Origin of the sequence: Crystallibacter degradans, from assembly GCF_012952295.1 — a bacterium.
Lineage (GTDB): Bacteria > Actinomycetota > Actinomycetes > Actinomycetales > Micrococcaceae > Crystallibacter > Crystallibacter degradans.
Window position 1 is genome coordinate 127,023 of sequence record NZ_JABBCH010000001.1, and the last position, 26,751, is coordinate 153,773.

Here is a 26,751-nt window from a genome sequence, read left to right on the forward strand (position 1 = left end):
CTGGTGTGCATAAAGGGAAGGATGGCGGAACATGCGTTCCGCCATCCTTCCCACTTTTCGAATATGTGTTCTACTCTTGATGTATGGACCGGGATTCTGCGGCGCGGATGGCAGCCCGTTACGCGAAGCGTGCGGAGGCGGTATCGCTGACCGCCGAGGAACTGGATCTCGAGCACCACAAGGTGACCCGGGTAGTGCCGGGCGTGCCGGTGTGGGCGTGGATCCGTTTTCCCGGTGCCGCCGAGCTGGTCCAGGGCGAGGCGTTCGGCTGGACGTCGCGGGCTGTGCAGGTGACCTGGGAGGACGCCGGCACCAGGCGGACAACCTGGGTGTGGGCCTCCGCCGTGCAGCGGCGGACCGATCCGGTGCGCAAGACCTCCTTGGGCGAGAGGACTGCAGCAAACAACGACGACGCGGCGCCGGCCGGGTCTTAAGGAGACCGGCCGACGCCGCGCAGTTAGTTAGGGCTGGGGCTTAGGCCTTGCCATCGAAGAGGCTGGTGACGGAACCGTCCTCGAACACCTCGCTGATGGCACGGGCGATCAGCGGAGCGATGGACAGCACGGTCAGCTGCGCGAACTGCTTGTCCGCGGTGATGGGCAGCGTATTGGTGACCACCACTTCGCGGGCGCCGGACTCGGCCAAGCGGCGGGCCGCCGGGTCCGAGAAGACGGCGTGGGTGGAGGCGATGATGACGTCCTTGGCTCCGGCGTTCATGAGCACCTGGACGGCGCCGGCGATGGTGCCGCCGGTGTCGATCATGTCGTCGATCAGCACGCATTCGCGGCCCTCAACCTGACCGACAACCGTCTTGGCCACGGCCTGGTTGGGCACGTTGACGTCGCGCGACTTGTGCACGAAGGCCAGCGGGGCACCGCCGAGGCGCTCGGCCCACTGCTCGGCCACGCGGACACGGCCGGTGTCCGGGGAGACCACGGTGACGTTGTCCAGGTCCACGCGGGTGCGGACGTAGTCGGCCAGCAGCGGGATGGCCATCAGGTGGTCCACCGGGCCGTCGAAGAAGCCCTGGATCTGCGCGGTGTGCAGGTCCACCGAGATCAGACGGTCGGCGCCGGCGGTCTTGTACATGTCCGCAACCAGGCGGGCCGAGATCGGCTCGCGGCCGCGGTGCTTCTTGTCCTGCCGGGCGTACGGGTAGAACGGGGCGATCACGGTGATGCGCTTGGCGGAGGCCCGCTTGAGCGTGTCCACCATGATCAGGTGCTCCATGAGCCATTCGTTGATCGGGGCCGGGTGTGCCTGGATCACAAAGACGTCGGTGCCGCGGACACTTTCCTCGAAGCGGACGTAGATCTCACCGTTGGCGAAGTCGTACGCGCTGGTGGGAAGCAGATCGATCTCGAGCTCTTTGGCGATCTCTTTGGCGAGTTCCGGGTGTGCCCTGCCTGAGGCAAGGACCAGCCTCTTTTCGCCCTGGGCCTTAATTCCGGTCATGAATGATCACTTTCTGCATTGGTGGGGGTTTGGGAAGAAGCAGCGGCATCGGCCGCCTTTGCAGCTGCAGTGCCTGCACGGTTCTGCTGGACCCAGCCTTCGATGTTGCGCTGGGCTGAGACGTTCAGTGCCAGCGCGCCGGCCGGAACGTCCTTGCGGAGCACCGCGCCCGCGCCCGAATACGCGCCGTCGCCCACCTGAACGGGTGCAACGAAGACGGTGTTCGATCCGGTGCGGACCTCGGAGCCGATGATCGTACGGTGCTTGGCCACGCCGTCGTAATTGGCGGTGATGTTGCCGCAGCCAATGTTCGAGTTCTCGCCGATCTCGGCATCCCCGGCGTAACCGAGGTGGCTCAGTTTCGAGCCCTTGCCGATGATGACGTTCTTGGTCTCGTAGAAGGCGCCGATCTTGCCCTTCTCCCCCAGCTGCGTGCCCGGGCGCAGGTAGGTGAACGGACCCACCGTCGCCTTCGGGCCGATCCGGCTGTCCGAACCGTGCGTGCGGATGACCTTGGCGCCCTCGCCCACCGTGACGTTGGTCAGGGTGCAATCGGGACCAACGACGGCGTCCGTCGCCAGGTGCGTGCTGCCGTGCAGTTGGGTGCCGGGCAGCAGCGTGACGTCCGTGCCGAACGTGACGGTGGAATCGATCCAGGTGGTGGCCGGATCGACGATGCTCACGCCCGAACGCATGGCGGCCTCAAGTACGCGCTTGTTGTGCTCCGCGCCGAGTTGCGCCAGCTGGACGCGGTCGTTCGCGCCCTCAACCTGCCAGCGGTCGGTGGTGACCACCGCTGCCACCCGGCCCCCGCCGTCGCTAGCCCGGCCGAGCACGTCCGTGAGGTACTTCTCGCCCTGCGCATTGTCCGTGGTGATCTCCTTGAGCGCATCGCGCAGGACCTTCGCGTCGAACGCGTAGATGCCGGAGTTGATCTCGCGGATTTCGCGCTGCGCATCGGTGGCATCCTTGTGCTCCACAATGCCCTGCACGGTGCCGTCACCGGTGCGGACAATCCGCCCGTAGCCGGCGGCGTCGTCGAGCACCGCGGTCAGCACGGTCACCGCGTTGCTGTCCTGAGTGTGGGTCCGGACCAGCTCCTGCAGCAGGGCGGTTGTGAGCAACGGAACATCGCCGTAGGTCACCACAACCGTGCCCTCGAGGTCCGCGGGGAGGGCTTCGAGCGCGGCTTCCACCGCGCGGCCGGTGCCGGGAATCTCGTCCTGGTCCACAATCAGCGCATCCGGATCCAGCTCCTGGATGTGGGCTGCCACGCGGTCGCGCTCATGGCGTACGACGGCGGCCAGCACCTTGGGCTCGAGGCCCCGGGCCGCGGCCAGCGCGTGGCCGACCATGGAAATCCCGCCGATTTCGTGGAGGATCTTGGGTTTCTGCGACTTCATCCGGGTGCCCGCGCCTGCGGCGAGAACGATGACTGCGGCCGGCTGGATCACCGGTACTGCGTTGTCTGGACTGTTGTCTTGGGGGCTCACGAAGTGGCACTCCTACCCGGACTGAATCCGTGTCAAAGCTAAGCAAGGGTTAACGCCATGCTACTTGCCGGGACTTGCTCCGTTTACCAGAGGGTCCTCGTTCCGCCCATAGGATTCGAACCTATACTCCACAGCTCCAAAGGCTGGGGTGCTGCCATTACACCAGGGCGGACCGTGCCGGGGGCACAAGAAATCATTTTGCCACGTTTGCCGAGTTCCGCGCGACTTGAGCCCACTTAGCTACCTCGGTGTGCACGTCTCGCATGTCCGCGCAGGCCTACCGGCCGCCCAACATGTCGAACATGAGTCATTGAGCATGAGTTAAACGATTGGGACGGGCTTGAAACGAAAAATGCCCGCCATATGGACTAAAAGGCCCTAGCCGCTTCCGCTAATTGCCGTTAGATTGGGACGCCTATGCGGCCTTGTCCCGGCAACCTATTGGGGGGTTGATCTGGGTGCCGCACTGGAGTTTGGGGAAATATGCAACGCGTAAATCTTGGTGGTGTGGCAGTGGACCTGCTGGACTTCGATGAAGCGGTAAGCCAGATCAAGGAACGGGCTGCGAAGGGCATTGGCGTGCGGGCGGACAACGCCGGTCCGGCTAGCGGCGGATCCTCAGGGACCTTGCCGTTAGTCTCTGACAGCCGCCCACTGGCGGTCGTTTCCGCCAACCTTGACCACATAGCCCAGTTCGGCAGCGATGGACGCTGGCACGACACCTTGGACTACCGCTTGGCCAGGCCGGATTTGGGCTACAGGCCGGAGGTCGAGCCAGCCACCAGTCGGATGGCTCCTTCTGCCGACTGGCTGACGCTCCTTGATGGTGCCCCGCTCGTCACCCAGGCCGGGCAGTTGACGGGACGCTCCTGGCCACGACTCGCGGGCAGCGACCTGATTGGGCCCTTGCTCGATGCGGCCGAGGAGGAAGAGATAAGCGTAGGGTTCCTCGGCGGATCCCCCATCATCCAGCGGTTATTATCCAGGCGCTTGACCCGCACCAGGCCCAATCTGCTGGTATCGGGTATGTGGTCCCCGGACCGGTCCGTACTGTCGGATCATGCTGCTTCGCTTGAGCTCGCGGACGTCATCGCTGCCTCCGGAACTCAGTTACTGGTGGTGGGGCTGGGCAAGCCAAGGCAGGAACTGTGGATCGCAGAGTACGGTCCATATACAGGAGCAAATGTTCTGTTGGCATTCGGCGCGGTGGTTGACTTCTTGGCTGGCAGCGTCCGGCGTGCGCCGAAGTGGGCCAGCGAGCATAGCTTGGAATGGGCATGGCGGCTCGCGCTTGAACCTCGGCGCCTCGCCCGCCGCTACCTTGTCGATGACCCGCCCAGCCTGATCCAGTTGCGCCGCCACAGTTCGCTGCTGGCTACGGATGCCGACGCTCCAGGCCACTCCGCCACCCTGCCGACACCTGCCTCGGGTGGCAATCCGGATGGCTCCTTCGTCCCCCTCGGCGAGCCCGCCGACGTCGTTGTTTATGTAGTGACCTACAACAGTGCCGACGCCCTCGCCGGGCTGATCAAGGGGCTGCGGCAGGAGGCCCAATCCGTCCGCTTGCGGGTCGTTGTCGCCGATAATGATTCTCCGGACGGCACCCTGCATGCTCTTGCAGACTTTCCCGACGTTTACGCCTTGCCCACTGGCGGAAATCTGGGCTACGCCGGCGGCATCAACGCCGCGATGCACCTGCCAGGCGGCGGCGCCTCCGTGCTAGTCCTCAACCCGGACATGGTGGTGGAGCCGGGCGCCATCAGGGCTCTCCACCGTAGGATGGTCAGATCCGGCGCGGGGATAGTGGTGCCGCAGCTGCTAGAAAGCGACGGCGCTACTTACCCCTCCCTGCGGCGGGAACCGACAATCGTCAGAGCATTTGGCGATGCGTTGTTCGGCAGCAGGTTTCCCACCCGTCCTGCGTGGCTGGCGGAGATGGATTACGACGCCGAAAGCTACCGTCACCCGCACAGGGTTCAGTGGGCAACCGGCGCCGCACTTCTGGTCCGGGCCGATGTCGCAGAACGGCTCGGCGACTGGGACGAACAGTTCTTCCTGTACTCGGAGGAAGTGGATTATTTCCGCCGCGCCAGGGAGTTTGGCGAAGCCATCTGGTACGAGCCCTCTTCCGTAATGACGCACCAGCAGGGCGGTTCCGGCTCCTCGCCCAAGCTCAACGCGCTCATGGCGGTCAACCGGATCCGCTACGTCCGCAAGTATCACTCCCGCCGCTACGCCGCGTGGTTCCGCTCTGCCGTTGTCCTCGCCGAAGTCCTGCGCTGCTTCAAGCCGTCCCGGCGCGGAATCCTGCGCACCGTCCTGAACGAGCACAGCTGGGATGCGCTCCCCGGCCCCACGGCCGCCGAGCGCACGGCGCACCTGCTCGAACACTTCCCGCCGGGCGCAGTCATCATTCCGGCCCATAACGAGGGAGCGGTCATCTCGAACGCCCTTGACCGGCTTGTGCCGGTGCTGGCCACGGGCAAGGTCGAAGTGATCGTCGCCTGCAACGGCTGCACCGACAATACGGCGCAAATTGCCAAAGAGTACGACGGCGTACGCGTCCTCGAGCTCGGCCAGGCCTCCAAGACTGCGGCGCTCAATGCGGCAGACGCTGCCGCGTCCCGGTGGCCGCGACTGTATCTGGACGCGGACATCGAGATCAGTCCGGCCGCACTGCGCATGGTGTTGGACCGCCTCGGCCGCGGTGATGTTCTCGCCGCCCGGCCGGCCTTCCGGTATGACACGGCTGGCGCCTCCTGGCCGGTCAAGGCCTTCTACCGCGCACGGCGCCGCATACCGTCCACAGCTCAGGCGCTATGGGGCGCCGGGGTTTATGGCCTGACGGAGGCCGGACACCAGCGGTTCGGCGAGTTCCCAACGATAACCGCCGACGACCTCCTCGTGGATGAGTCATTCACCCGCGCCGAAAAGGCAGTGGTGCACGCTCCCCCGGTCTCGGTCAGGACACCTCGTGATATTCAGGGCCTGCTGGCGATCCTGCAGCGCAACTACCGCGGTCAAGCAGAGCTACGGCAGCGCGGATTCACCGCTTCCTTGCCTGCCGCCCGCTCAGAGCACCCTGTCGGCCATGTTGCACGACCACAAGCATCCCTCGGAGCCGGAGGCGTGGCCACACGCCGAACACTGAGGGAACTGCTCAACTCCGTCCGGGGCCCAGCCAGCGCTCTGAATGCCGCCATCTACGCGTGCTTTGTGGCGGCGGCGCGGGTTTCCCGAAAGCACGGGGAGAAAGCGGCCTGGGAACGGGACGACACGAGCAGACGGACTATACCTGTGTCCTAGCTGCATTCCCCACGGACGTTAGGGATGTTCGGCGTGGCAGGGGGACATAAAGAAGACCTCCGCGTGGAGTGGGACTTGTTTAAGAGCGTCCACAAACGGAGGTCTTGGTCAGACCAACGGCAAAGACGAACACTTCAACCGCACCATGATCGAGGAATGTGGCCTACCCAAAACCCTATTCCTCAAAAGCCGGGTAGTGCCCATTAGCGTGGTGCAAACAGCCCAACCCCGAACGAGTTGCAGCGCTCCCCGCCAGGCTCCATGACTACGATCACCACCGAGGCAACACCTCACTCAAGGTCAGCCTTCAGCCAGCCGCATGCCCAACCTCTTAGTGGAATACACCTAGCCCCGTCGCGATTTGAAGAATAGGGCCAGGTTGGCAAACGTCCACCAGAGTGGAGAGCCTGCGAGTCCCGGCTTTCCACCTCCCATCCCTCCACGGCCCCGCTGCTCGCGTTGCCTCTTCAATACGAGGCGGTCAACCATGGTTGCCGTAGCCACCGCTAAAGAGAGGGTTAGAACCAGCAGTGCCACGACTGCGCGGGTATTTCTGGCGTCTATGTACATGACGCGAGGACTCTCCGGTGCTAACTGGGTGGTGATGCGCGCCTTGGGAGTGACGCCCATCCGTTCCTGTGGAGTGACAGCCAGACGATCGAGATTTTGCTGCAAGCCCGCCAACACCGTAAGAACTTCCTCCGGTGATTCCTGGACGACTTCAAGAGTGATCGCCGGCCGGCTGAAGCTGCTCTCCCACTGAGTGCCCGTGTTAGGGAGATACACCGCATAACCGCTACGGATACCGGTTCCATATAAAGGTGCACCAGAGGTGTGTATGGCAGGTGGATGGTCAAGGCTGTTGAAACTGCGTTCCACTAAAGCCGCATATGGGATGGTGACGCCGTCATCGGCCCGAAGGGGATTCAGCGCCGATGCCCCCGGGGGCGGCAAGAACATAAGGTCTACCTTCGTCCAATAAACGCCTACTGCCTGTTGCGCCTGGACGATCACCGGCATCATGAAGAGCAATACGGCGGCCACGACATACCAACGGCGGAGTAAAGCATTCCCCTGGCCGAAAACCGCGCTGATCATCGAAAGGTTCCTCTTCACATTCATGCTCCTTCCCGGGCGATTCTTCTGGTAGGTGCCCCGAGATGCCAGTATGCTCCGCTCAAACCTGACATCAGGAACATCAGGCCGGCCGCTTGAGCGAACGAAAGAGCATCAAAAAAAGCTGCCAGCAGTGCACTCACAAGTACCGAAGCCCCCAAGGCCGGCCCCATCTGGGTCATGATGTGGTCGTGGTGTAGACGCCGTCCGGCGAATGCGACGCCCGCGCCAACGGCCAACACGGCGGCGAAGGTCACCACACCGATCGCCCCAAGCTCGATAAGCATGCCCACATATTGATTGTCCAGAATTCGATAAGAAGGCAAGAACGTGCCGAAGCCGCGTCCCAGCAACGGGTTCATTGCCACGAATTCACCCGCGATGTCGTAACCGTCAGTACGGGAGTCGACACTCGCATCCCTAACAGTGAACAATCCAAGAACAGTACCTACCATACCTGGCACGAGAACATAGACTGCGACGAACGCAAACGCCAGCGCCCACGCCGCGGCACGCCGGACTTTGGGCGCCCACGTAGGCAAGAGCACCGCTAAGACCGCCACCGCACCGATAAAGGCAGACCGAGAGACCGAAAGAAAGATGGCTAGCGTCATAGCTGCGACCGGAAACCACCTGACTAAACGAGCCGATTTGTGATCGTGAATGGCCAGCGTCAAGGCGATAGGCAAAAGCATCGTCAGCACGGCAGCGTACTCCAGTGGCTGCCTCGCCGTGGCTTCAGGCCGGACAAATCCACCGCGAGCGTCAACTCCTTCGAATTGTCCGGTAGTCAAACCCGGAATCTGAATCGCGTCTGTGAAGCTTTGGCCCGTGTAAAACTGCAAGGCCCCAAGTGCGGCATACAATCCTCCGAGGAGGGCCAAACGCCGCATCAAGGTCAGAAAGCGCTCCTTGTCAGGGATCCCGTCATTGGCCACCAGTAACACTCCAGCGAAGGAACCGGCACGCAAGAGTCCCAGATCCGCGGCGTTGGCGTCTGGAGCAGGTAGTGCACTGATTGATGCGACCGCAAAGCTGGCGAGCACGGCACCGAGGAAGACGAACATCGCTGTTCGCACAGGGCTTGGGCTTCCGAACCGTGGCGATCCCGGGCTTTGGATATGGTGCCAGCACCACCAGAGCAAAGTGGCAAGGGCGAATACGCCAGCCACTGACCCCGCACCGCCCAATGCTCCAATGCCTCGATCCGACGGAATCACGAATAACAACACGAGATAGATGGTGAGTACGCTAACTGCGTCGGGCGGCGTAAGTAGTGTGATCAGTAATGTCTTGCGCGTTAGCCATTTAGTTCGATTCGTCTCAGGCATGGCTGGTTCATCGACCGTCCGGAATATCCGAAGCAGAAGACTTCGAGAGTCGCTTCGTACTAGCTCCTATCCCCGCACCAGCCTCTGTAAGGACTGTGGCGTTCGTATTAGAGGAGGAATGCTCAATTCCCGAGCGGTCTTCTTGCCGCTTCGCGCGTTTGAGGAGGAATGCGTCCAGAAGCCTCACCAGCAACAACGTTCCTGCCCCGCCGCAAGCGACGGCTAACAGCACCGCCTGGAGTTGTTCCCTATTTGCTGTTGTCGGGGCCTCATCAACGGCCAGGGTCAAGACGGAAATTCGTGAGTTCTCCGGCACAGACAAATCATCTTGGAGATTAGTCAATGTTTCGGGAACGGCTGCTAAAACGGCATCGAGAACAGCTAGGGTTGACTGCTCCGAGTCACCCGATGCAGAAAGCTGCATTATCGGTCCTGCAGTATCTACGTCCCGTCCCGTCTCGAAAGATGTCCCTTCGTTTTCAACCAGAAGCGGATCGGCGACCGCTGGCGAGTTCAGCGTCACAGCCAAGACTCCCAGCGCCTGCTCCAACCCCCCGAGGTACAAGTAAGGATTATCTCCGGATGCAATGGTCGTGGGCGGCGGAATGAGCACTACGCTCGCGGTGGCCTGATAACTGAGCGGGACCGTGCGATGGGCCAGCACACCCAAGAGCACGGTCAGTGCGATCCCCAAGACCACAAAATACCAGCGGCGCGCTAGGCTCAGGGCCAAATCTCTGAGGAACATTAAATAGCCTCCTCGTTGTTTTCACCGTGGACCGAGTTCGTCGAGCTAATCATTCTTTTCCCCTGTTCCCTGTCCGTCTTTATCGTTATCCAGGCCGTTTTTAGACGATCGAGACCTTCTCTGCCTCCCAAACGCATGGTTGCCCGTTTCAGTGCAGCCTTGCCAATTTGTGCAGCCAAACGTGAAGGTCCGAAGATACCCCTGTCGCACACGTAGTCGAGCGCGCTGGGCGTTTCCACGTCGTCCAGCAGGCCTGGAAAACTTGCGGCAAATTTTGGCGCCGCGACCAACCGACCATGCACTCGATTACTGACGTTTACTCCGTGAATAACTTGCAGCCATGCGGGCGGCCCGTCCAGTACTTGGAGAGGCATGACCTTATAGAGACTGTTGTGCCAATCTACCCAGCAAGTCATGGGATCAGACCATGATTCGCGGACCGAGCAGAAGGCGTTATTCCGATCCACCCTCGAGTACAACTTTGGCCCGTTCTTGATGAGCCCCTGGGATAAGTAAAGGGCAGTCCTGGTATGCGGCGACGGCGCAGCTTGCAGCCTTTCGACAAAATCCGAGGCAATGCCGTCGTCGTTATCAAGGTTGGTGGTGATCATTTGCGCATGGCGTTGACCACTGACTCTGGCAAGATCCGTCACGAGTTCCTCCGTAGATACCGAGGAACGGAATATGGCCTTGAAAGTCGAATCAGCGTTGAGTGCTGCAATGCGGTCGTGCAACCAGTCGGGACTGGCCGGATCGAAGTAGATGATCCATGAAAATGATGTGCATGTCTGTGCCCGTACCGAGGGCAGGCAGTAATGCTCGAAAAGCTGCACCCGATGGCGTAGCCAGCCCTCTCTGGCACGAATGTAACCTTCCGCCCCTACCGACGGGAGATTGAACCGGGTGAGCAGGATATGATCCGCCGACTGCGCGCTCATAGTTTGACCTTGTAGATATGGTAAGTGTTCTCGGAGTTGAATGTGTCAGAGAACTTATTATCCGAGCCGACGCTCACACTCCGGTCCTCGAATAGCACTTCCACGCTCGAAGCACTGATCTGTCCGGGTAATAGGAAGGTCCGGCTTCCCGGATCCGCGTCCCCATCCACCATGGCAAAGATATAGGCGTAGCCTCCGTGCGTTTTGAGCATCGTGTCAAGACCGGTGCCGAAGGAATACTGGTACGACTGCGTATTTATGACGGGCGCCAGCTCGTGAATCTTTGTGTTCACCTCCTGTGCTGCCGCTACTTGATCCGCGCCACAGAAGTTCTCGGTCACCTGCGCCTCCCGGAAAACATTGCCACTCTGGCACGGCCCGCTAAGACTTTGGTTGAAATACAGTATCCCTCGAGCCTCGTTGATGATTGAGCTCATCACTGAGCCACGAAGCTCATCTGGACTGACATATCCCTCAAACGGTCCCTCCGCGGGGCCGCCATTCAGGTTCTCAACAAATTGCCAAGTAGGCTGCCGCTTCCTGTCCGCACCGTCACGAAGCCGCAGAGCTTCAGTAGTTTTCCCGTAGCTGGAGGCAGTCCGGCAGTATTTCTCTGCCACAGGTACGAGATAGACGTCCCTATAAGGTCTTTTGTCGCAATACGGAATCGTGTACCAGTACATATCCACTGAAACTGCATCTGTGAAATCGTTGACGTAGCTGTTGGCATCGGGTTGGGCCATGTCCTTGCCTATAACCATCTGAGTGAAGTTGGCGTACTTGAAATATCCAGCCGGGACTGCGTCCGTCAGTTTGCGTAAATGTTCCCTACCCTCATCCGGAGGAAAGCGCCCATCCACTTCGTCGTCCAGAAAATAGCCCACCCAATTTCTGCTTTCAGCTGTAAATGTCTCGTTCAGTTTGCCGCCGATCCAAAACATACCGTTGTCCTCAATGAGGCTGTAAGGAGTGGTATCAGCCATGCCGATATAAGTGTTGATTCCGATTTGTTTATCGAATTGAACTTCTTCATCGTTACTAATCCCACTGTGCCAGACGACGATCGGGAAGAATTCTGGATCCGACCAGCCTGCTGCATTCGCTCTTGCGAACTGCTTCCAATACTCGGGTCCGCCCTCCCAGCCAATAAGCGGCAACGACAAGGGAGGCTCGGCGACAGCATTAGCCGCGACACCCGGTTCAGGTGCATCTGATGGAGGGCTGCAAGCCGCACCGCCCGAAAGCAGAGCAAACACCAAGATTAGTAAAGGGAACTTTTTCCGTACTCTGGCGCCAACCAGCAACATGTTCACTGAACTCATGAATTGCTCCTTCTGATTAGTTCGAGCATTTGCGCGGCTCGCGCATCCCAGCTGTGCTGCCGGGCAAACTGGCGGCGCATGTCGTGCGTGACTGCTGTATCTGGAGCCGACAATGCACTTTGAACGGAGCGGACAAACTCTGTCGTGCCACTGGCAATTTCCACTAGATCGGTATCCAGCCATCGCACCGCGGGCAGGTCTGTAGCTACGACTGGAGCACCGTGGGCAAGGTACTCCAGAGTCTTGAGCGGAAAGCTGGACCGGTTGAAGTCGGAATCGTTGTACGGCGTGAGACCGACGCCGACTTCCTCCAGAAAAAGGGCAACTTCGGACTGGGATAGTTGCCCGAGCCAGGTTACGTTTTTCGCCGCTAAAAAGCGGTCGAGCCGGTCACTCGTTTCGGGATCCCGTTCCGTTCGTGGTCCAACAACCTCTATTGGGGTGCCGCTCGCCTGTAAGGCCTCCAGAACGTCAAAATCTATGCGCTCATTCAATTGGCCGACCATCGCGGCGATTTGCCGTCGGTGAGGTTGGGCATCCACATGATTGGTTGAAGTCCGGCAGCCGTTGGGCAGGATATGGATGGCAGTCCCTTCAGCACCTACAGCTTCCAAGCGACTTTTCAGATACGGAGAGACCACCATGACAAGATCGGCGCAGGCCATATTCTTAAGCAGATTGTCATATACGGAACCGCGGGAGAGTCCCATCATGTATGCACCGGCCAACCAGTCGTCAGTGACATAAAGCACCTTCGGAATATCCAGGTCCGGGAAATTCGCCATTGGTGAGGAAACAAGCACGGAAAAGGGTCGACACTTCAACTCGAATATGGACTGCCTCAAAGCATTGTGCAGAAGCCTGTTCGCAACGGCGCGGATTCCTCGGCGGGTGAAACCTGGCGGGGACAGTACTCTCAACCGCGTTATGCCTGGCGCGACGTCGCTTAGGTCTTTAAGGCCCCTAATTGTCGACGTCGCTGTACGCCCCGTCAAGCCAACGGGACGAGGCGGATCGACCCACAGTACTGGCAGATGCGCAGCCAAAGCCGTCGCCAGATGATGGTCTGTTCCTTTAACGTCCTCCCACCGGCAGCCGGCTATGTGGACGAAGACCTCGCGAGTGCCCGTCATGACCCTAAGCTCCGGGCCTCGGTAGCCGGTTGCCTTCCTGCGGCAAGAGGTCGCGAATTGAAATCGTCTGCTGGCGCTCTATCGAAAAAACGACCCAATAGTCTGCCCACGGAATAACCGAGGTATCGACGCGCAGCGCTAATGTCATCTCGGATATTCGGCCCGTTTGTCCCATGGGACAGGGCATCGCGATAGATCTGAAGCTGGCGTTGCGCCGCAAGTTGGAGCGAAAAGCGGTTTCGGACCGTGTTCGCTCCGAAGTTTCCCAGCTCGCTACGGAGCCGCTCCTCAGGGAGAATGCTTTTCAAGATCCGGACGAGTTCCGGAGCTCCACGCTCCGCTCCCTGCCCAGCGCCATACCAGCCATGCCATAAAAATTCGGGCAAAGTCGTCGGGTCTAACAACACCCAGAAGCCGTTTTCGCCTTGGACCACCAATGGCTTGGCAAAAGCCATTGCGCGAAGCGCGGAGCCGCCCATCCCGAGTGCTACATCAGCGGCTGCATACGCCGGTCGCGGATCAGTCAGCTCGCCTGTCAGAACTACAGTCCTCTGACCTGTTCGATTGTTTACGGCGGCGGCAGCGTCCATCACCTCGGTTCGCGCCGGGCCATCTCCAACAATTACCAGCCGAGTGGGAATTTCGGCGGACAAGGCTTCCACGGCTGCTATAGCCCCAAGCAGGCCTTCCAGTTTCAGCTGATGCGCCAACCTCGAAACAGAGACAACAGTGTATGCATCAGTATCCAGCCCCCACTCTCGACGGAATGCTTCAAGCCCAACTTCGACATTCGGTCCGTTCAAAGCAGTGTCGACAGGTGGTTCCAGCAATGCGACTACGGAACGGCCAAATTGCCGTTCTGCGGCCGCGATTTCCTCTGTTCCCACACAGAGCGGGACATACGTGGGGATAAACGGAGCCACGGCCATTGACATTATCGTCGAAACGGCAACGAGTCCGCGTCTCCGCTTGGCGGCCAACAAGCATTCCAACGTTGGCGGCCATTCGTAGCCGTGGACAATGTCGATGCCTCGGCTGTCCACAACATCCAACAGCGCGCGGACGATGGCAGGAGTTGGGCGGAGCCGCGGAGATGGTGCTTCTACGAATTCCAGTCCAAGCTCGGAAATACGGCTGACCAGAGGTCCGGGCTGTCCGAAGACTACTACCTCGTGTCCCAGGTCTTTGATGGCGGCAGTAATTTCGATAGCGTTCAGCTGGCTGCCGCCGATTGCCAGATCGTGGGGGTAAACCAGGATTTTCATGAGCGTTCCACCGTTTTCTCCGCAAGACCAATTTGTCGCAGCAACTTCACTTGCTCACGCCGTCGATAGAGCAACACAGCAGAAACCACGAGCGCAAGGAAGCCGGCGAGAAGCAGGGCAAGCAAGGGCGACTCCAAGTTCGTTGCCAGTATGAAGGAGCCCCCGCCTGTTATCAGACCAGCCATGATGGGTAGCCATAGACCTGAGGCAATGCTTCTGAGCAGGATGCCTGTCTGCCTGAGTTGCCACAGATAGAGCGGAAGTACGACTGCAGCGGAAACGAGAGCCTGCGCTGCAGCGAGCCCAGCGATGCCGCCCCAGAACGCACCGGCCACCAAAGCGGGCACCAACACAATGAGACTGCCCGCTTGGATGGCAAAAACGATTCCCGTGCGGCCCAGGACAACCAGATAGTCGTACACGAGCTCATAGAAGATTCGGCACAATGCTGATACCACAAGCCACGATAGTGCGGCGGCAGCGGGGAGCCAGACTTCCCCGTACACGAAGCCAACTAGCGGGACAGCTGCGCCGGCCAGAGTCAGGAACGTGGGCACGGCAGCGGCGGCAAGAACACCCACGATCGAGATCACCGATGCATGCATCTGGTCCGGCTGATCCTGCAGTTTTGAAAATACTGCAGGCGCTACCCTCCTCAGCGGTTGGGAAACAATGCTCACAGGCCAGCTGGCGAGGTTGAAAGCCAGGACATATAGCCCCAGTGCGGTCGCTCCCAGTATCGACCCGGCGGCCAGCTGATCCGCATAACCTACGGCGAACACCACAATGCTGGACCCGGCCAAAGGCCAACCGAAGCGGAGCAGGGGGCCCAGATGCGCCCGCTCCAAACCGAACCTGTACGGCAGCGGTGATGCTTTCAGAAACATGATCGCTGAGGTTAGACCTCCGGCCGCCCTGCCAACGGCCAGGGCCATGGCACCCATCCCTGCAAGTGCCAGAACGACGGACAGCACTGCACCCACCCACACGTTCACCTGATCAATGCCCATGCGGGTTCTTTCCTGGAAGTTCCGCTGAAGCAGTGCCGCCGGGGTTGCGACAATGCCGTTGATCAGCACGTTGACGATCAGGAGACGGACAACATCGGTAGCCTCCGGATCCCCCATTGCGCTGGCGAAAGTAGGTGCCACCAGAAAGGCCGCTGCTGAAAATACCAGGCTGCAGAAGACAGAGACGGTGGTGACAGTCGGCGCTATTCGTTCAGGGTCGCCCCGCCACCGCACAATGGCAAGGCTGACGCCGAGTTCATTAAAACTGAGCACGGCCATTAACGCGACTAAGGCAACGGCGAACGTGCCGAAGGATTCCGGACCCAGTACTCTGGCAAGAATTATCCCGATACCCAGCGTCCCGAACCGGGATACTACGGTGTTCAGCAGACTCCAGCCGAAGGCACTGGAAGCACCAATGCCGGGTCCAGCAGATCGGTCTGTGGTTCCTTCATGCCCCTGGCGAATGCTCATGACCACGTAAACGCCGCCTGCAGCTTCTCTGCAATGTATTCCTGCTGCTCTGGTGTGATGTGCGGATGGATCGGCAGCGAGAGAATTTCCCGCGCGGATTGCTCGGCTATGGGGAAGGAGCCTTCGCCGTGGCCGAGTGAGGTAAAGGCCTTCGTGAGATGAACCGGCACAGGGTAATGAATTCCCGCGCCGATGCCTGCGTGGTTCAATGCCGACATCACGCCATCTCTTACCGAGGCTGGCAACCGCACCACATAGAGATGCCAGACATCTTCATTCCCGGGTGCCGATGACGGCAGCAGGACATCAGAAACCTCCGAGAGCAGCCGGGCGTATCTGGCAGCGGCGTCCCAGCGCCGCTCATTCCATGCCTCCAGCCTGGCCAGCTTGGCATTCAGCACTACGGCCTGCACTGTGTCCAGGCGCGAGTTCATGCCAACGGCCTCGTGCTGGTACTTCACCACGCTTCCATGTGCACCGAGCAAACGCACCCGGGCCGCGACGTCGTCGTCGTTAGTGAGAACCGCACCGGCATCACCGGCTGCCCCAAGGTTCTTGCCCGGGTAAAAGCTGGTCCCGGCTGCAATGCCCAGGGAGCCGGCAAAGCGGCCGTTTCGCCGGGCGCCTTGGGCTTGGGCCGCGTCTTCAATAATGACGGCCCCACAGTCATCAGCGATGGGTTGGAGTTGTTCAACGAAGGCTGTCTGGCCGAACAAGTGCACAGGGACGATCGCCTGGGTTTTCGATGTGACAGCCTCGGCTGCCCGCTCGGGATCCATCAGCAGGTAGACAGGGTCCACGTCCACCGGAACCGGGACTGCACCTATGCGGGAAACCGCTTCTGCGGTGGCAATGAAAGTATTTGCGGGCAGAATGACTTCCCCCCCAGCCTCCACCCCGCTCGCACGCATTGCCAACTCCAGTGCGTCAGTGCCGTTTCCGACCCCAATGCAGTGGGCAACCGACAGAGCCATTGCATAGTCGGCTTCGAAAACACCCACGGCCGGACCGCCGATGAACGAGGTCATGGCGAACACTTCTTTCAGTCCGGCCTGGACCTCTTCATCCACTTCTTCCTGCTGGGCAGCCAGATCCACCAGCGGAATGTTCACGCCGCTCACAGCGCTACTCCCGAATGGCTCCACTGCTGTTGCCGCACTGGATTTCCAGTAAGCATGGAAGCCCTGAAGCGCGTGACTCCCACAGCGCTGCGGACTAGCGAGGACACTGTTCGGCTGAAAGACGGGTGGCTGGACGCAACCTCGTCGTAAATGCCTGACAACTCGCGGCTGGCAACTTTCAGGCTGTAGCGCCGTTTGACCAGATGTCTGCCGTAACTACCGAGATCAGACCGCAATTGGGGATGGTCAAGGAGCTTCACCAATGCAGCTTCGAGGTCCTTGGCTCCATTGCCGTTGGCTCCGAACCAGCCTTCCTGCAGGAATTGCTGCGACGACTCTGGATCCGCTACCTGCCAGAATCCGCCTTCACCGTGGACAATCAGCGGCTTCTCGAAAGCCAGACCTTTGATAGCTGACGTGCCCATTCCAACCACAACATCCGCAGCTTCGTAGACAGTGGCGGGATCAGCGAGAAATCCCAGGACGTCGACGACAGTGCGCCCATGCCGTTCGTTGACCCGCTTGGCACGGAGTGACACCTGCTCGAGTCCTTCGCCGTCGCCGGCAACCAGCAGTCGCAGGGGGTAACGGTCTCCTAGTCGGTCCGCCATGGCAATCAGCGCCAGTACCCCCTGGAGTTTCTCCAGTTCCGTGGTCAGCATTGTCACTGTCGAGACCACCAACTCGCGAGGTTCAATTTCCCACTGCCTTCGAGCCGCTTCTACGTCCGTGGTCCGATTGTGCGACATATCCACCGGCGGTTCCAGCAGATAGGCCTGGCGCCCTTCCGACCGGGATCGTGCGGCTAGCGCGGGGGTCCCGACGATCAGTGGGAGGTGGCGCGGCAGGAATTCAGGTACGTCCATAGCCATGACGGACATCAGGACAGGGACTCGTTGGCGCAACCCCGCGCTGAACGTCGCTTCAATACAGGGAGCCCATTCGTAAGCGTGGACAAGATCTATGTCCCGCTCCTTCACCAACCTGCTAAGCCGGCGCATCCATTCCCTGCTAAGTCCGGGAACGGGCTCTGGAGCTTCGACATACTCAAGACCCATGGCCCTGACGCTGCTGACGAGCACGCCCTGCGGCGCATAGATCAGCGGCTCGTGCCCTTGTTTCCGCACCCGGGCAGCCATTTCAACGGCATTGAGCTGACTCCCACCCATGACCATCTGGTGCGGGCAAACGAGAACTTTCATGATGCCTCCTTTGAATGCGCGAGCGTGAGTTCGTCAAATAACCGATGAGGACCGGGCAGTGACCGGGCCGGCACTCCGGCCCAGATTTCACCGGGTGGAAGGTCTTGGAGCAGAACTGACCCCATGCCGAGCGTCGAGCCTTCGCCCACCCGTACTTTTTGTCGGACGCTTGAGTTCATGCCGAGATACGCGCCGCGTGCTATTTCGACACCACCGCCGAGCGAAACACCGGCGGCGAAAGTCGCATAGTCATCCACGACATCGTCGTGCGTGAAAGTGGTCTGCGGCATAGCCACGACATGCCGACCAAGGTTCACGCAGGTAGTCAGCACTACGCCGGCCAGGAGGATGCTGCCGTACCCAACGGAGCAGTTATCCGGCACACGGACACTCGGGTCGACGATCGTGGCGTACTGGGATTGGGGTATGCCCTGCCGGTCCAGCCGAGAAACCACTTTTTCGCGCCCCCTGCCTAACCCAACACAGACGAGCGGGCGGACGTTGTCCAGCCATCCGGCGCCGTCGATTCCGGCCAGTACTCGTGCACCATCGATGACCGACCCGTGGAGCGACTGATCATCGTCGAGGATTCCAGCGACGTCGTACTCCCCCGCCGCCCGGATTGCCACCAGCGTTTCCCTGGCCAGTCCGCTCGCGGCAACCAGCACAATCCGTTCCGCTGCCATTACTGGCCTCCGGCTGCGAGGAGGCAGCTGATGACCCGTTCCTGGTCCTCCTCTGTCAGCTCGTGATAGAGCGGCAGAATCAGGGTGTGGTCTGCCAGCCATTCCGTATTGCCCAGTCCAGCAGTGCCCGTATTACGATGCAGGTAGGCGGGCTGGCGGTGAGCGGCCATGATTCCACGGCGGGCAGAGACGTCTTCGCTGGCCAGTTTTTCCAACAATTCTTCACGGCCGAGCGGGAAGTCTTCCTGGACCTCCACCCAGAAGGACTGGAAATTACTGGTTCCCCAGGCCGGATCCTTCACTGTTCGCAGGCCGGGCACGTTCGCAAGCCGCTGCTGATAAACTGCCGCGATCTGACGCCGTCGCGCCACCATCTCCGGCAGCTTGCCCAACTGGACAAGCCCGACAGCGGCCTGCAAATCCGTCATTCGGAAATTGAAGCCGATTTCTTCGTACTGCTCCGCGGGAGCCAGGATGGAGCTGTGCCGGTCTGCCGCAGACGCGCTCATGGCGTGCTCTCGGAGCCGTCTGGCGCGGTCCGCCCAGTCCTTGTTGAGAGTGGTCAGCATGCCGCCCTCACCGGTGGTGAGCAGCTTGCGGGGGTGGAAGGACCAAGCCGTAACGTCCGCGCCCGCTCCCGCCGGCCTTCCACGGTGGGTTGAGCCTGCCGCGCAGGCTGCGTCTTCGATGACGGCGACCCCCAGCCGGTCACACACATTCCGTATAGATTCCAAGTCGATCGGAACGCCGCCCTGGTCAACGACGATGACCGCTCTGGTCTGCGGTGTGAGCGCGGCCAATAGTGTCGCAGCGGTCATGTTGCCTGTTTCGAGATCAACATCGGCAAACACAGGGCGGGCACCGACATAGGTGGGTGCATTCGCCGTCGCTATGAAAGAAAAGGACGGTACGACGACATCATCTTCGGCCTTGATACCGGCTACGACCAAAGCCAAGTGCAATGCCGTAGTACAACTGGACGTGGCCACCGCGTGGTCCACGTGTTGGCTGGCAGCGAAGGCACGCTCGAATGCAGCAACTTTTGGTCCCTGTGCTACCCACCCGGACTCCACGACTGAGGCCAGTGCGTCCGCTTCTTCTTGGCCGAGCCAAGGCTTCATGACATTGATGCGGTTCATGATTATGTCCCCTCCTCGCACGTACTGTTAGTTATTTGGCGGTCGCCAATGACCGGCCGGCTGCAATTTCCTCGCGCAGTGGCGACCACCATTCGACCAGTCGGCGTAATCCGACAGACAGCGGCACTGTTGCCTCGAATCCCAACGCATCGCGGACAGCCGATACGTCTGCGAGTCGGCGCGTCACCCCGTTGACTGCGCGTTCGGGACCGTGCTCCACGGGGAGATCCGAATCCATCGCATCCAGCAACGACTCGGCCAGTTCCAGGAGGCTCGTTTCCGACCCGCTGGCCACGTTGAAAACACCCTCAGTCAACGGGCTGATGGCTGCGAGCAGGTTGGCCCGGGCAATGTCTTCGGTGAAGACGAAGTCCATGGTCTGGCTGCCGTCGCCGAAAATCAAGGGAGACTGGCCGTCAGCGATGCGCTCCATCCACCTGACTAGCACCTCCGTGTAAGCACCGTGCACGTCCATCCGGGGCCCGTAGACGTTGAAGTACCGGAGGGCCACATAGTTGAGCCCGTACATGGACCGGAAACTGCGCAGCATCCCTTCGTTGAATGACTTGGCGGCCCCGTAGAAGGTGTCGTTGTTATGGTGATGATGCCGCTCCGACGTCGGAAATTCCTCCGCAAGACCGTATACCGAGGCGCTGGAGGCGGCGACAACTTTTTCCACTCTTGCGGCTACCGCAGCCTCCAGCACGTTGAACGTCCCGTTGACCAGAACATCCATCGCCAGCCGAGGTTCCTCGGCGCACTGGGTGATTCGGATAGCTGCCTGATGGAAGACCAGATCCTTGCCTTCGCATAACTCGCGAACCAGCCCGCGGTCTGCGAGATCGCCAACGATAAGATTTACGCGACCACTCGCCAATGCCGCTTCCAGGTTCGCCTCACGCCCACGAACGAGGTTGTCCAGAACGTCGATCCGTTCCGTGCCGGCGGCCAGTAACTGATCGACAATTTCCGATCCAATGGTGCCGGCACCGCCGGTGACCAGGATCTTGCTTCCCTGCAGATTTCTCATATCGCCTTCTCCAGCAGTAGTTCGGATCCACTAACCTGGCTGCGGCGGCCGCCCCTAGCCAGGCTTCGGCTGGCAGCCTCAAGCACGGATAGCACTCTTAGTGCGGCCCTGCCGTCCGTGCGGGCTGACCGGCCTTCCCTGATGCTCGCCGCGAATTCCCCAACCATCTTGCCGAGGGCTTCATACTCGGGAAGGGCGGGTGACCAGGTGTCGCCGAGTCGGTAGTTGATAGCCGCAGCCTTGCGGATAGTCGCGTCCTCCTGCCGATCCCTGCTGTCGCCTAGGGTCACGCCGCGGTCGTAGACACTGATCCTCTGCTGCGGATTCAAATCGTCCCAAACGAGCGTTCGCCGGCTGCCGCCAATGACCATTTGGCGGATCTTAGTGGGGCTGAGCCAGTTCACGTGGATATGGGCGAGCGCACCGTTGGCTAAAGGCAAGCTAAGGTATCCAACACAGGACTTTCCGGAGTGAAGCGGGTCGGCACCTTGCGCGGAAACCGTCGCCGAGGCCAATCCCCCGGGAAGAATGAAATCCAGAATGGACAAATCGTGCGGGGCGAGGTCCCAGAACACGTCCACGTCGGGCTGGACCAAACCGAGGTTGATTCGGACGGAGTCTATGTAAAGGATCTCGCCCAGTTCGCCCTCGCAAATAAGCTCTTGAATCTTCATGACTGCAGGCGTGTAGCAGTAGGTATGATCCGCCATTAGTACTGCGCCGCTTGCTTCGGCCGCAGCAACCATCTCCATTCCTGATCGACGATTGTCTGCCAAAGGCTTTTCCACCAGCACATGCTTGCCGGCAGATAAGGCTTGCATCGCGATGGCATGGTGGGTTCTGGCAGGCGTCGCTATGGCCACGGCATCGATGTCGTGATTTTCCAACAATGCTCCAATGGAACCCACGACGGCAGGGCTGCCGGTCTTGCGTGCCAGATCTTCTGCCCGGGTCATGTCCTGGTCACAGATGGCCTTCAGCTCCCAGTCGGAGCTGTTGACGAAATTGCGAGCCAGGTTCGGCCCCCAGTACCCAGCGCCAACGACGCCTACCTTCAGTGGATTTTGGACGTTTTCCATCAATAAGCTCCTACAGGTTTGAGCATGACGTTGAAGGTTCGCCACATGATCATCAGATCCCCGGTGACGGACCAATTTTCGACGTAGTAGAGATCCAGCCGGACAGCCTCTTCCCAATCCAGATCGGAGCGGCCGTTGATTTGCCAGAGTCCTGTCAGCCCAGGTTTGATAAAGAGTCGACGGTGGACGTGGCCTTGGTAATTGCATGCCTCGCTCGGCAACGGCGGGCGAGGTCCCACTAACGACATTTCCCCTCGGAGGACGTTGTAGAACTGCGGCAGTTCGTCCAAGGAGTATTTTCGGAGCCATTTGCCGGGTCCGGTCACCCGCGGGTCGTCCCGAATCTTGAACAAGAGCCCGTTGCCATCGTTGTGATCCCTCAACTGGGCAAGTTCCTGCTCCGCCGTCTGAACCATTGAGCGGAACTTGTACATCCGGAAAAGTTTGCCCCTTCGGCCCACCCTGTCCTGGCGGTACAGGGCGGGCCCATCACTGTCGAGCTTTACGACGATGGCGAGCGCCACGAGAAGAGGAGCCAAAATCAGCAGGGCAACGGCGGAAATGACAATATCCATTGCACGTTTGATCACATGTTTGCCGCCCTCGAAATAGGGCAGTTCAACGTGCATCAGTGGCAGTCCCTCAACCGGCCGAATGCGGATCCGGGGACCCGCCACATTGGTCAGTGACGATGCCAACACGATCTCCGTTGAGCTACGTTCCAGTTGCCACCCGAGATCACGGATATAAACGCCTCCACCCCTGATATCACCCGCCACAATCACGGCGTCCGCACCAGACGAAGCTATTGCGCTTTCCACGTCGTCGAGGTTCCCCACGTTCCGAATGTTGCGGCCGCAGACAATGACACTGTCCAGATCGGTCTCTTCCAGCACAGCGCCGACGACTTGATAGGTAGCGCCTGTGTACTTCTCGATCTGAGTCGCGACATACTTCACATCTTTGCTTCGGCCCAATACCAGCACGTCAGAGAGATACCGACCAAAGGCTCGATGCTTATTCAAATGCCGCCGCCAGAGCCAGCGGGTGAAAAGCAACAGGCTAACGCCGATAGGCAAGTCCAACAGAAAGAAACCGCGGAAGTGGACAGTGTTCAGCAGTACGAACGCTGCTGCCAGGAGCCCAAAAGTTGCTAACGTGGCGCGCAATACCTGCTTGTACTCGCTAGCTCCCACTCCTATGAGGCTCCGATCGCGGGTCCGGAACAATTCCAGCATGGCGAGCCAGGCTCCAGCAATGAAAGAGGATGTGCTGACATACAGAAGCCATGTCACTTGAGTAGGAGCAGGTTCCAGTCCGTAGAGGACCATGCCCGAAACGCCAACCGCGGCGGTTATGACCAGTGAGTCGGATGCGTGAAGATGGCTTTGATACGTGCGGCACCATTGACGACCCGATTTTTCAATAGAATTCCTGCGTGCTTGCCGCCGTCGGAGAGCAGAAGCGAGGCTAAGTGATTCGCCATCAAGTGCCGCGTTGACTTTGAGCCCGCTCATGACGCCTTCCTCCGCGGGGAGAACAGGGTCGGAAACAATAACAGGTGGTCGGGGCAGCGCCATGTATCACGCCGCCGACCCTGATCGTGCGCCGCGGGGGATCCACCATAGGTGCCCCGCGATTGACCTCTCGTTTCGCTGCCGGCTTGGATTTTGGCAGACCTCAAGCCCAGAATTGGCTCCATCATGTGCCCCGATTTTCCCCAGACTGCCCCAACTAGCTTCCCTGCACCCACCCTTGGATGCCTGTGGTCAGCTTATGGATTCCCCTGAGGCTTAGCACGAGTGGCCCCTACTCAACTTTTACTACTCGGGTACCTGCGAATCGCCGCGAGCTGAATGAGTACGACTACTCGGGACACTCGTCTTTGCAGGCAAAGTTCTGACCGCCCGCTGGGAGCCTCATCTATCTAGATACGCGAGAAGTCATAAAAGCCGAACTGACGGGACCTTGGTCCTGAATAATCGTCTGTCACAGGGTGCTTAATCCCTTAACTCGTTCGATGAATTGATTATCCAGTATGCCGTATGTGAGGACGGGCACCTTTGGCTTGCGTAACAAGTTAGTATCGATTCGACAGCTATTAAGGAAGTTGGGGGATAGCGTGCCAAGAAATTCGATCGTCCATCCTTCGTTCAGGGAAATTCCGAGAAAATGAGCCTGCACGACGATTGGCCGTACTTCGACGATCTCAAGCTCGTCAAAACCCTTGAACAGGCCATCCTTAACGGTCAAGGGGCAGCTGTTCTTGGAGAATCAGGTGTAGGTAAGACCGCCTTGGTTCGACACGTCCTTGAGCGTTTGAACGGACGGATCGCTGTATTTTTCCTCAAAGGGAAGGGCGGCGCAGGAGCGGAACCGTTAGCTGCGCTGTATCCCCTGGTGAGCCAGCTTAATTCTGAAGTGCTCGGAAACCAATTTCACCTGCTCCGGCACCTAGAAGCCTTGATCGATTCCCGGGCAAATGGGTTACTCCCGGTCCTTTACGTGGACCATGGAGAGTTTCTGGACGATGTTTCGGCCGCCATATTGGCCCAGTTATGCATGAACAAGAGCATTACGTTAGTTGGAACCTTTGACGACACTTTCCCTATGGGAGAGGAAGCGGCCGTGCTCTGTCACGATGACAAGCTAGCTATGGTCCGGCTTGAACCGTTGTCCATGTCGTCGGCTGCCGTCATGTTGGCTGTTGGATTGAGGGGTCCGACCTCATTTGCCGTGGTGCAGGAGCTATGGAAGTGCAGCAATGGCAACCAGAGATTGATCAAGGCGCTCGCACTTGAGTGGAAAAAGTCCGGTCACCTGAAGGAGACGCCGGGCGGGTGGATCCTGTCGGGAACGGTAGCGCCTTTGGACGGCCATGTGTCGGACATATGGAAATCAAGACTGGCTCTTCTGACTGCCGGCCAACGTTCATTTGTGGAACTGATTGCTCTCTCGGAGGAGCTCCCCTTGGGAACAGCGCTGCAGTTGACGGACCCGGCGGACCTCGACGCAGTTTATGAACAGGGCCTGCTGCGGTTCAGCTCGGGTCATCCGGTTCGGATCCGAATGAGAAACGACATGGCTGGGCCCATAGTCCGTTCGCAGGTTCCTCCAGGGCGCAGTAGACGACTGTTGGAGTCACTCGTGTCGTTAGAGGCCACCAATGGGCATCCTCCCATCGGGCCTATCCCCTTCGTCTCGTGGCAGATGAGCAGCGGCTGCGATGTGGACGAAGAGACCCTGCTAGCCGCCGCTGAAGAGGCGAACAGGATTCCCGATGGGCGGGCGGCTATAAAGTTCCTATCCGCCGCTAAGTCGTGGAAAAGCGATCCCTCGTTTGTCAGTGAGATGGTCCGTGGGCTTATAAACGAGGGGCGAATAAGAGAGGCCGACCAATTGCTTTTCGAGCATTACAGAAAAGCAGGAGAGCCATCGGACATTGAACAATTTGCTCGGTTGAAAATAAACGAGGCGAGGCTATTACGGTTTGGGCGGCAGTTGGCCCCTGAATGCTTCAATAAAAACGATCACAATGAAAATACAGTTCTGGTCCTCAAAGATGTTGCTGATCGAGTTCAAGCCCGGGTCGATGAAGCGGACGAAGGGAATAGTGTAACGCTTCATGATCTCTGCAGAGAGATAGAGATCATTCGTCTCGAAGCAGACGCCTATGAAGGTGACTACAGTCAATCTATCCGTCGGCTGAAGCAAGCGGTCAAGGCCGAAGGACCAGACCAACCCAGTAAATGGCACCTTACAATTCGGCTGAACGAGGCCAAAGTCATCACCGGCTCTGCTGACAATGGACTCCATGGCGCGCAGAAACTTGCCGCACGCTTGAGCCAGATTGAAACGGAACCTGCGGTCCATGAAGCAGTGCATGCCACATTGTTCAATCTGCATTTCATCGCGGGGAACATGGATACCTGCTGGGAGATAGCTAGAAGTCCCTCCGCCGACGCTGGGCCCTGCGATATCACAGTGGGAGCACTCGACGAGGGCCTTGCATACGCTATGAGCGGCCTGCACGAGGACGCATTGCTACGGCTAATACCCGAAATTTACCAGTTGCGGGAGCGGGACCCCCACGGCATTCTGAATCTAGCCATCTCCGCTGCAGCTTACGCGTACGCGCTTTCCGGCAACGCCGAGGAGGCACACGCGCTGCTTCATGAGACAACGTCGATCGATATGCCTGCCAGTTGGAAGGCCAGACGCATCGCTTTGTATTTCTCAGCGCTCGCGGCAGCCCTGATCGACTCGAGAGAACCAGTACTCCGCACGCTGCTGCAAGCTGCGGAGGAGGACCGTATCCTGGGAAACACTGCCTTCGAACTCTTGGCCCTTTCCGCCGCCGCGAGAATAGGCGGTATGGAAGCGGCCGAACGTCTCGCTCCCGCTGCTGCTGGCGCACAGGGTAGGTTCGCCGCGCTATGCAGCGCGTACGGCCGGGCCCTCAGCCGACGCGATGGCCAAGCACTCCTGGACGTCGCTCGCGGCGCAGCCGACCTTGGGCACCAACAGTTTGCGATTGACGCAGCCAACCAGGCAGCGGATGCTGCTGCAGCCTCCGGCGACTCGGATACCGCCGAGGCCGCTCGGCTCTTTCAGCCTCCTCAGGACAATTTGGCTCTAGCCAGGCTTGAAAACCCCGTGCTGTGGGATGGGCTTACACCGCGTCAGCGAGACATTGCTTTGCACGCCGCGGCAGGAGAATCCAACAGGACCATAGCGCAGGCTCTTCAGCTGAGCATTCGGACCGTCGAAGGCCACTTGTATCAGATTTACAGTCGACTTAACGTATCGGGGCGCAACGAACTCCAAGAAGTACTTAGCAGGTCAAGCAGGGCCTCGTAGCGAGTTTATTAGCAACAAGGCCCATTCACAGGCTCAACCTTCA

20 protein-coding genes and 1 tRNA gene are annotated in these 26,751 nt (G+C 59.7%); 3 read left to right on the plus strand and 18 right to left on the minus strand.

The features are described 5' to 3' along the window. Window positions 1-83: 83 nt before the first annotated feature. A complete protein-coding gene (locus tag HGO92_RS00555) occupies window positions 84-434 on the plus strand; it encodes a hypothetical protein (protein WP_169990980.1) in 351 nt (116 codons plus the stop codon). Between the two features lie 40 nt (window positions 435-474). Here HGO92_RS00555 and HGO92_RS00560 read toward each other — a convergent pair whose 3' ends face one another. The 3 genes from HGO92_RS00560 to HGO92_RS00570 form a co-directional block, all read right to left on the minus strand. Then, the gene (locus HGO92_RS00560) at window positions 475-1,455 is read right to left on the minus strand and encodes a ribose-phosphate diphosphokinase (protein WP_169990981.1); all 981 of its coding nucleotides are present in this window, start codon (window positions 1,453-1,455) and stop codon (window positions 475-477) included. After that, complete coding sequence (glmU, locus tag HGO92_RS00565) at window positions 1,452-2,948, minus strand: bifunctional UDP-N-acetylglucosamine diphosphorylase/glucosamine-1-phosphate N-acetyltransferase GlmU (RefSeq protein ID WP_346768795.1); 1,497 nt, start codon at window positions 2,946-2,948, stop codon at window positions 1,452-1,454. Before glmU ends, HGO92_RS00560 begins: the two co-directional genes overlap by 4 nt. Window positions 2,949-3,048: 100 nt before the next feature. Beyond that, window positions 3,049-3,120: transfer RNA gene (locus tag HGO92_RS00570), tRNA-Gln, on the minus strand. 311 nt (window positions 3,121-3,431) lie between these two features. Here HGO92_RS00570 and HGO92_RS00575 point away from each other — a divergent pair. Continuing rightward, window positions 3,432-6,254, plus strand: coding sequence for a WecB/TagA/CpsF family glycosyltransferase (locus HGO92_RS00575; RefSeq protein ID WP_169990982.1), 2,823 nt, complete (start codon window positions 3,432-3,434; stop codon window positions 6,252-6,254). Between the two features lie 345 nt (window positions 6,255-6,599). Here the strand turns inward: HGO92_RS00575 and HGO92_RS00580 are convergent, their stop codons facing one another. The 15 genes from HGO92_RS00580 to HGO92_RS00650 form a co-directional block, all read right to left on the minus strand. After that, on the minus strand, window positions 6,600-7,370 hold the full coding sequence (locus HGO92_RS00580) for a hypothetical protein (RefSeq protein WP_169990983.1): 771 nt from the start codon (window positions 7,368-7,370) through the stop codon (window positions 6,600-6,602). A gap of 2 nt (window positions 7,371-7,372) precedes the next feature. After that, window positions 7,373-8,701 carry an O-antigen ligase family protein gene (locus HGO92_RS00585; protein ID WP_169990984.1) on the minus strand — a complete coding sequence of 443 codons (1,329 nt, stop codon included), beginning with the start codon at window positions 8,699-8,701 and terminating at the stop codon, window positions 7,373-7,375. A 7-nt stretch (window positions 8,702-8,708) separates the two neighbouring features. Beyond that, window positions 8,709-9,449 (minus strand): YveK family protein, encoded by a 741-nt coding sequence (locus HGO92_RS00590; protein WP_169990985.1) that lies wholly within the window; start codon window positions 9,447-9,449, stop codon window positions 8,709-8,711. After that, window positions 9,449-10,387: a glycosyltransferase gene (locus tag HGO92_RS00595; RefSeq protein ID WP_169990986.1), complete on the minus strand. Its 939-nt coding sequence runs from the start codon at window positions 10,385-10,387 to the stop codon at window positions 9,449-9,451. Before HGO92_RS00595 ends, HGO92_RS00590 begins: the two co-directional genes overlap by 1 nt. Beyond that, window positions 10,384-11,709 (minus strand): hypothetical protein, encoded by a 1,326-nt coding sequence (locus HGO92_RS00600; RefSeq protein WP_169990987.1) that lies wholly within the window; start codon window positions 11,707-11,709, stop codon window positions 10,384-10,386. The genes HGO92_RS00595 and HGO92_RS00600 overlap by 4 nt, the downstream gene beginning before the upstream one ends. Next, entirely contained in the window at window positions 11,706-12,512 is an 807-nt protein-coding gene (locus HGO92_RS24485; RefSeq protein WP_346768796.1) for a glycosyltransferase family protein, read from the minus strand. Before HGO92_RS24485 ends, HGO92_RS00600 begins: the two co-directional genes overlap by 4 nt. Before the next feature lie 326 nt (window positions 12,513-12,838). Then, window positions 12,839-14,107 (minus strand): glycosyltransferase family 4 protein, encoded by a 1,269-nt coding sequence (locus tag HGO92_RS00610; protein ID WP_169990989.1) that lies wholly within the window; start codon window positions 14,105-14,107, stop codon window positions 12,839-12,841. Beyond that, on the minus strand, window positions 14,104-15,591 hold the full coding sequence (locus HGO92_RS00615; RefSeq protein WP_169990990.1) for a lipopolysaccharide biosynthesis protein: 1,488 nt from the start codon (window positions 15,589-15,591) through the stop codon (window positions 14,104-14,106). Before HGO92_RS00615 ends, HGO92_RS00610 begins: the two co-directional genes overlap by 4 nt. Next, the gene (locus HGO92_RS00620) at window positions 15,588-16,712 is read right to left on the minus strand and encodes a DegT/DnrJ/EryC1/StrS family aminotransferase (RefSeq protein ID WP_346768797.1); all 1,125 of its coding nucleotides are present in this window, start codon (window positions 16,710-16,712) and stop codon (window positions 15,588-15,590) included. The genes HGO92_RS00615 and HGO92_RS00620 overlap by 4 nt, the downstream gene beginning before the upstream one ends. Further along, window positions 16,709-17,914, minus strand: a complete 1,206-nt coding sequence (locus HGO92_RS00625) for a glycosyltransferase (RefSeq protein WP_169990991.1) — start codon at window positions 17,912-17,914, stop codon at window positions 16,709-16,711. Before HGO92_RS00625 ends, HGO92_RS00620 begins: the two co-directional genes overlap by 4 nt. Continuing rightward, window positions 17,911-18,600: a NeuD/PglB/VioB family sugar acetyltransferase gene (locus tag HGO92_RS00630; RefSeq protein WP_169990992.1), complete on the minus strand. Its 690-nt coding sequence runs from the start codon at window positions 18,598-18,600 to the stop codon at window positions 17,911-17,913. Before HGO92_RS00630 ends, HGO92_RS00625 begins: the two co-directional genes overlap by 4 nt. After that, window positions 18,600-19,739 carry a DegT/DnrJ/EryC1/StrS family aminotransferase gene (locus HGO92_RS00635; protein ID WP_169990993.1) on the minus strand — a complete coding sequence of 380 codons (1,140 nt, stop codon included), beginning with the start codon at window positions 19,737-19,739 and terminating at the stop codon, window positions 18,600-18,602. Before HGO92_RS00635 ends, HGO92_RS00630 begins: the two co-directional genes overlap by 1 nt. Before the next feature lie 31 nt (window positions 19,740-19,770). After that, window positions 19,771-20,769: an NAD-dependent epimerase/dehydratase family protein gene (locus tag HGO92_RS00640; RefSeq protein WP_169990994.1), complete on the minus strand. Its 999-nt coding sequence runs from the start codon at window positions 20,767-20,769 to the stop codon at window positions 19,771-19,773. Beyond that, complete coding sequence (locus HGO92_RS00645) at window positions 20,766-21,848, minus strand: Gfo/Idh/MocA family protein (RefSeq protein WP_169990995.1); 1,083 nt, start codon at window positions 21,846-21,848, stop codon at window positions 20,766-20,768. Before HGO92_RS00645 ends, HGO92_RS00640 begins: the two co-directional genes overlap by 4 nt. After that, a complete protein-coding gene (locus HGO92_RS00650) occupies window positions 21,848-23,365 on the minus strand; it encodes a sugar transferase (RefSeq protein ID WP_169990996.1) in 1,518 nt (505 codons plus the stop codon). Before HGO92_RS00650 ends, HGO92_RS00645 begins: the two co-directional genes overlap by 1 nt. 655 nt (window positions 23,366-24,020) lie before the next feature. Between HGO92_RS00650 and HGO92_RS00655 the strand changes: the two genes are divergently transcribed. After that, the gene (locus HGO92_RS00655; RefSeq protein WP_169990997.1) at window positions 24,021-26,708 is read left to right on the plus strand and encodes a LuxR C-terminal-related transcriptional regulator; all 2,688 of its coding nucleotides are present in this window, start codon (window positions 24,021-24,023) and stop codon (window positions 26,706-26,708) included. Window positions 26,709-26,751: the final 43 nt, after the last annotated feature.

Bases quoted from the DNA above. Each gene is read 5' to 3' on its own strand.
- HGO92_RS00555 (WP_169990980.1), top strand. From the start codon at position 84: ATGGACCGGGATTCTGCGGCGCGGATGGCAGCCCGTTACGCGAAGCGT.
- HGO92_RS00560 (WP_169990981.1), bottom strand. From the start codon at position 1,455: ATGACCGGAATTAAGGCCCAGGGCGAAAAGAGGCTGGTCCTTGCCTCA.
- HGO92_RS00575 (WP_169990982.1), top strand. From the start codon at position 3,432: ATGCAACGCGTAAATCTTGGTGGTGTGGCAGTGGACCTGCTGGACTTC.
- HGO92_RS00585 (WP_169990984.1), bottom strand. From the start codon at position 8,701: ATGCCTGAGACGAATCGAACTAAATGGCTAACGCGCAAGACATTACTG.
- HGO92_RS00590 (WP_169990985.1), bottom strand. From the start codon at position 9,449: ATGTTCCTCAGAGATTTGGCCCTGAGCCTAGCGCGCCGCTGGTATTTT.
- HGO92_RS00595 (WP_169990986.1), bottom strand. From the start codon at position 10,387: ATGAGCGCGCAGTCGGCGGATCATATCCTGCTCACCCGGTTCAATCTC.
- HGO92_RS00600 (WP_169990987.1), bottom strand. From the start codon at position 11,709: ATGAGTTCAGTGAACATGTTGCTGGTTGGCGCCAGAGTACGGAAAAAG.
- HGO92_RS00610 (WP_169990989.1), bottom strand. From the start codon at position 14,107: ATGAAAATCCTGGTTTACCCCCACGATCTGGCAATCGGCGGCAGCCAG.
- HGO92_RS00615 (WP_169990990.1), bottom strand. From the start codon at position 15,591: ATGAGCATTCGCCAGGGGCATGAAGGAACCACAGACCGATCTGCTGGA.
- HGO92_RS00625 (WP_169990991.1), bottom strand. From the start codon at position 17,914: ATGAAAGTTCTCGTTTGCCCGCACCAGATGGTCATGGGTGGGAGTCAG.
- HGO92_RS00630 (WP_169990992.1), bottom strand. From the start codon at position 18,600: ATGGCAGCGGAACGGATTGTGCTGGTTGCCGCGAGCGGACTGGCCAGG.
- HGO92_RS00635 (WP_169990993.1), bottom strand. From the start codon at position 19,739: ATGAACCGCATCAATGTCATGAAGCCTTGGCTCGGCCAAGAAGAAGCG.
- HGO92_RS00640 (WP_169990994.1), bottom strand. From the start codon at position 20,769: ATGAGAAATCTGCAGGGAAGCAAGATCCTGGTCACCGGCGGTGCCGGC.
- HGO92_RS00645 (WP_169990995.1), bottom strand. From the start codon at position 21,848: ATGGAAAACGTCCAAAATCCACTGAAGGTAGGCGTCGTTGGCGCTGGG.
- HGO92_RS00650 (WP_169990996.1), bottom strand. From the start codon at position 23,365: ATGAGCGGGCTCAAAGTCAACGCGGCACTTGATGGCGAATCACTTAGC.
- HGO92_RS00655 (WP_169990997.1), top strand. From the start codon at position 24,021: ATGAGCCTGCACGACGATTGGCCGTACTTCGACGATCTCAAGCTCGTC.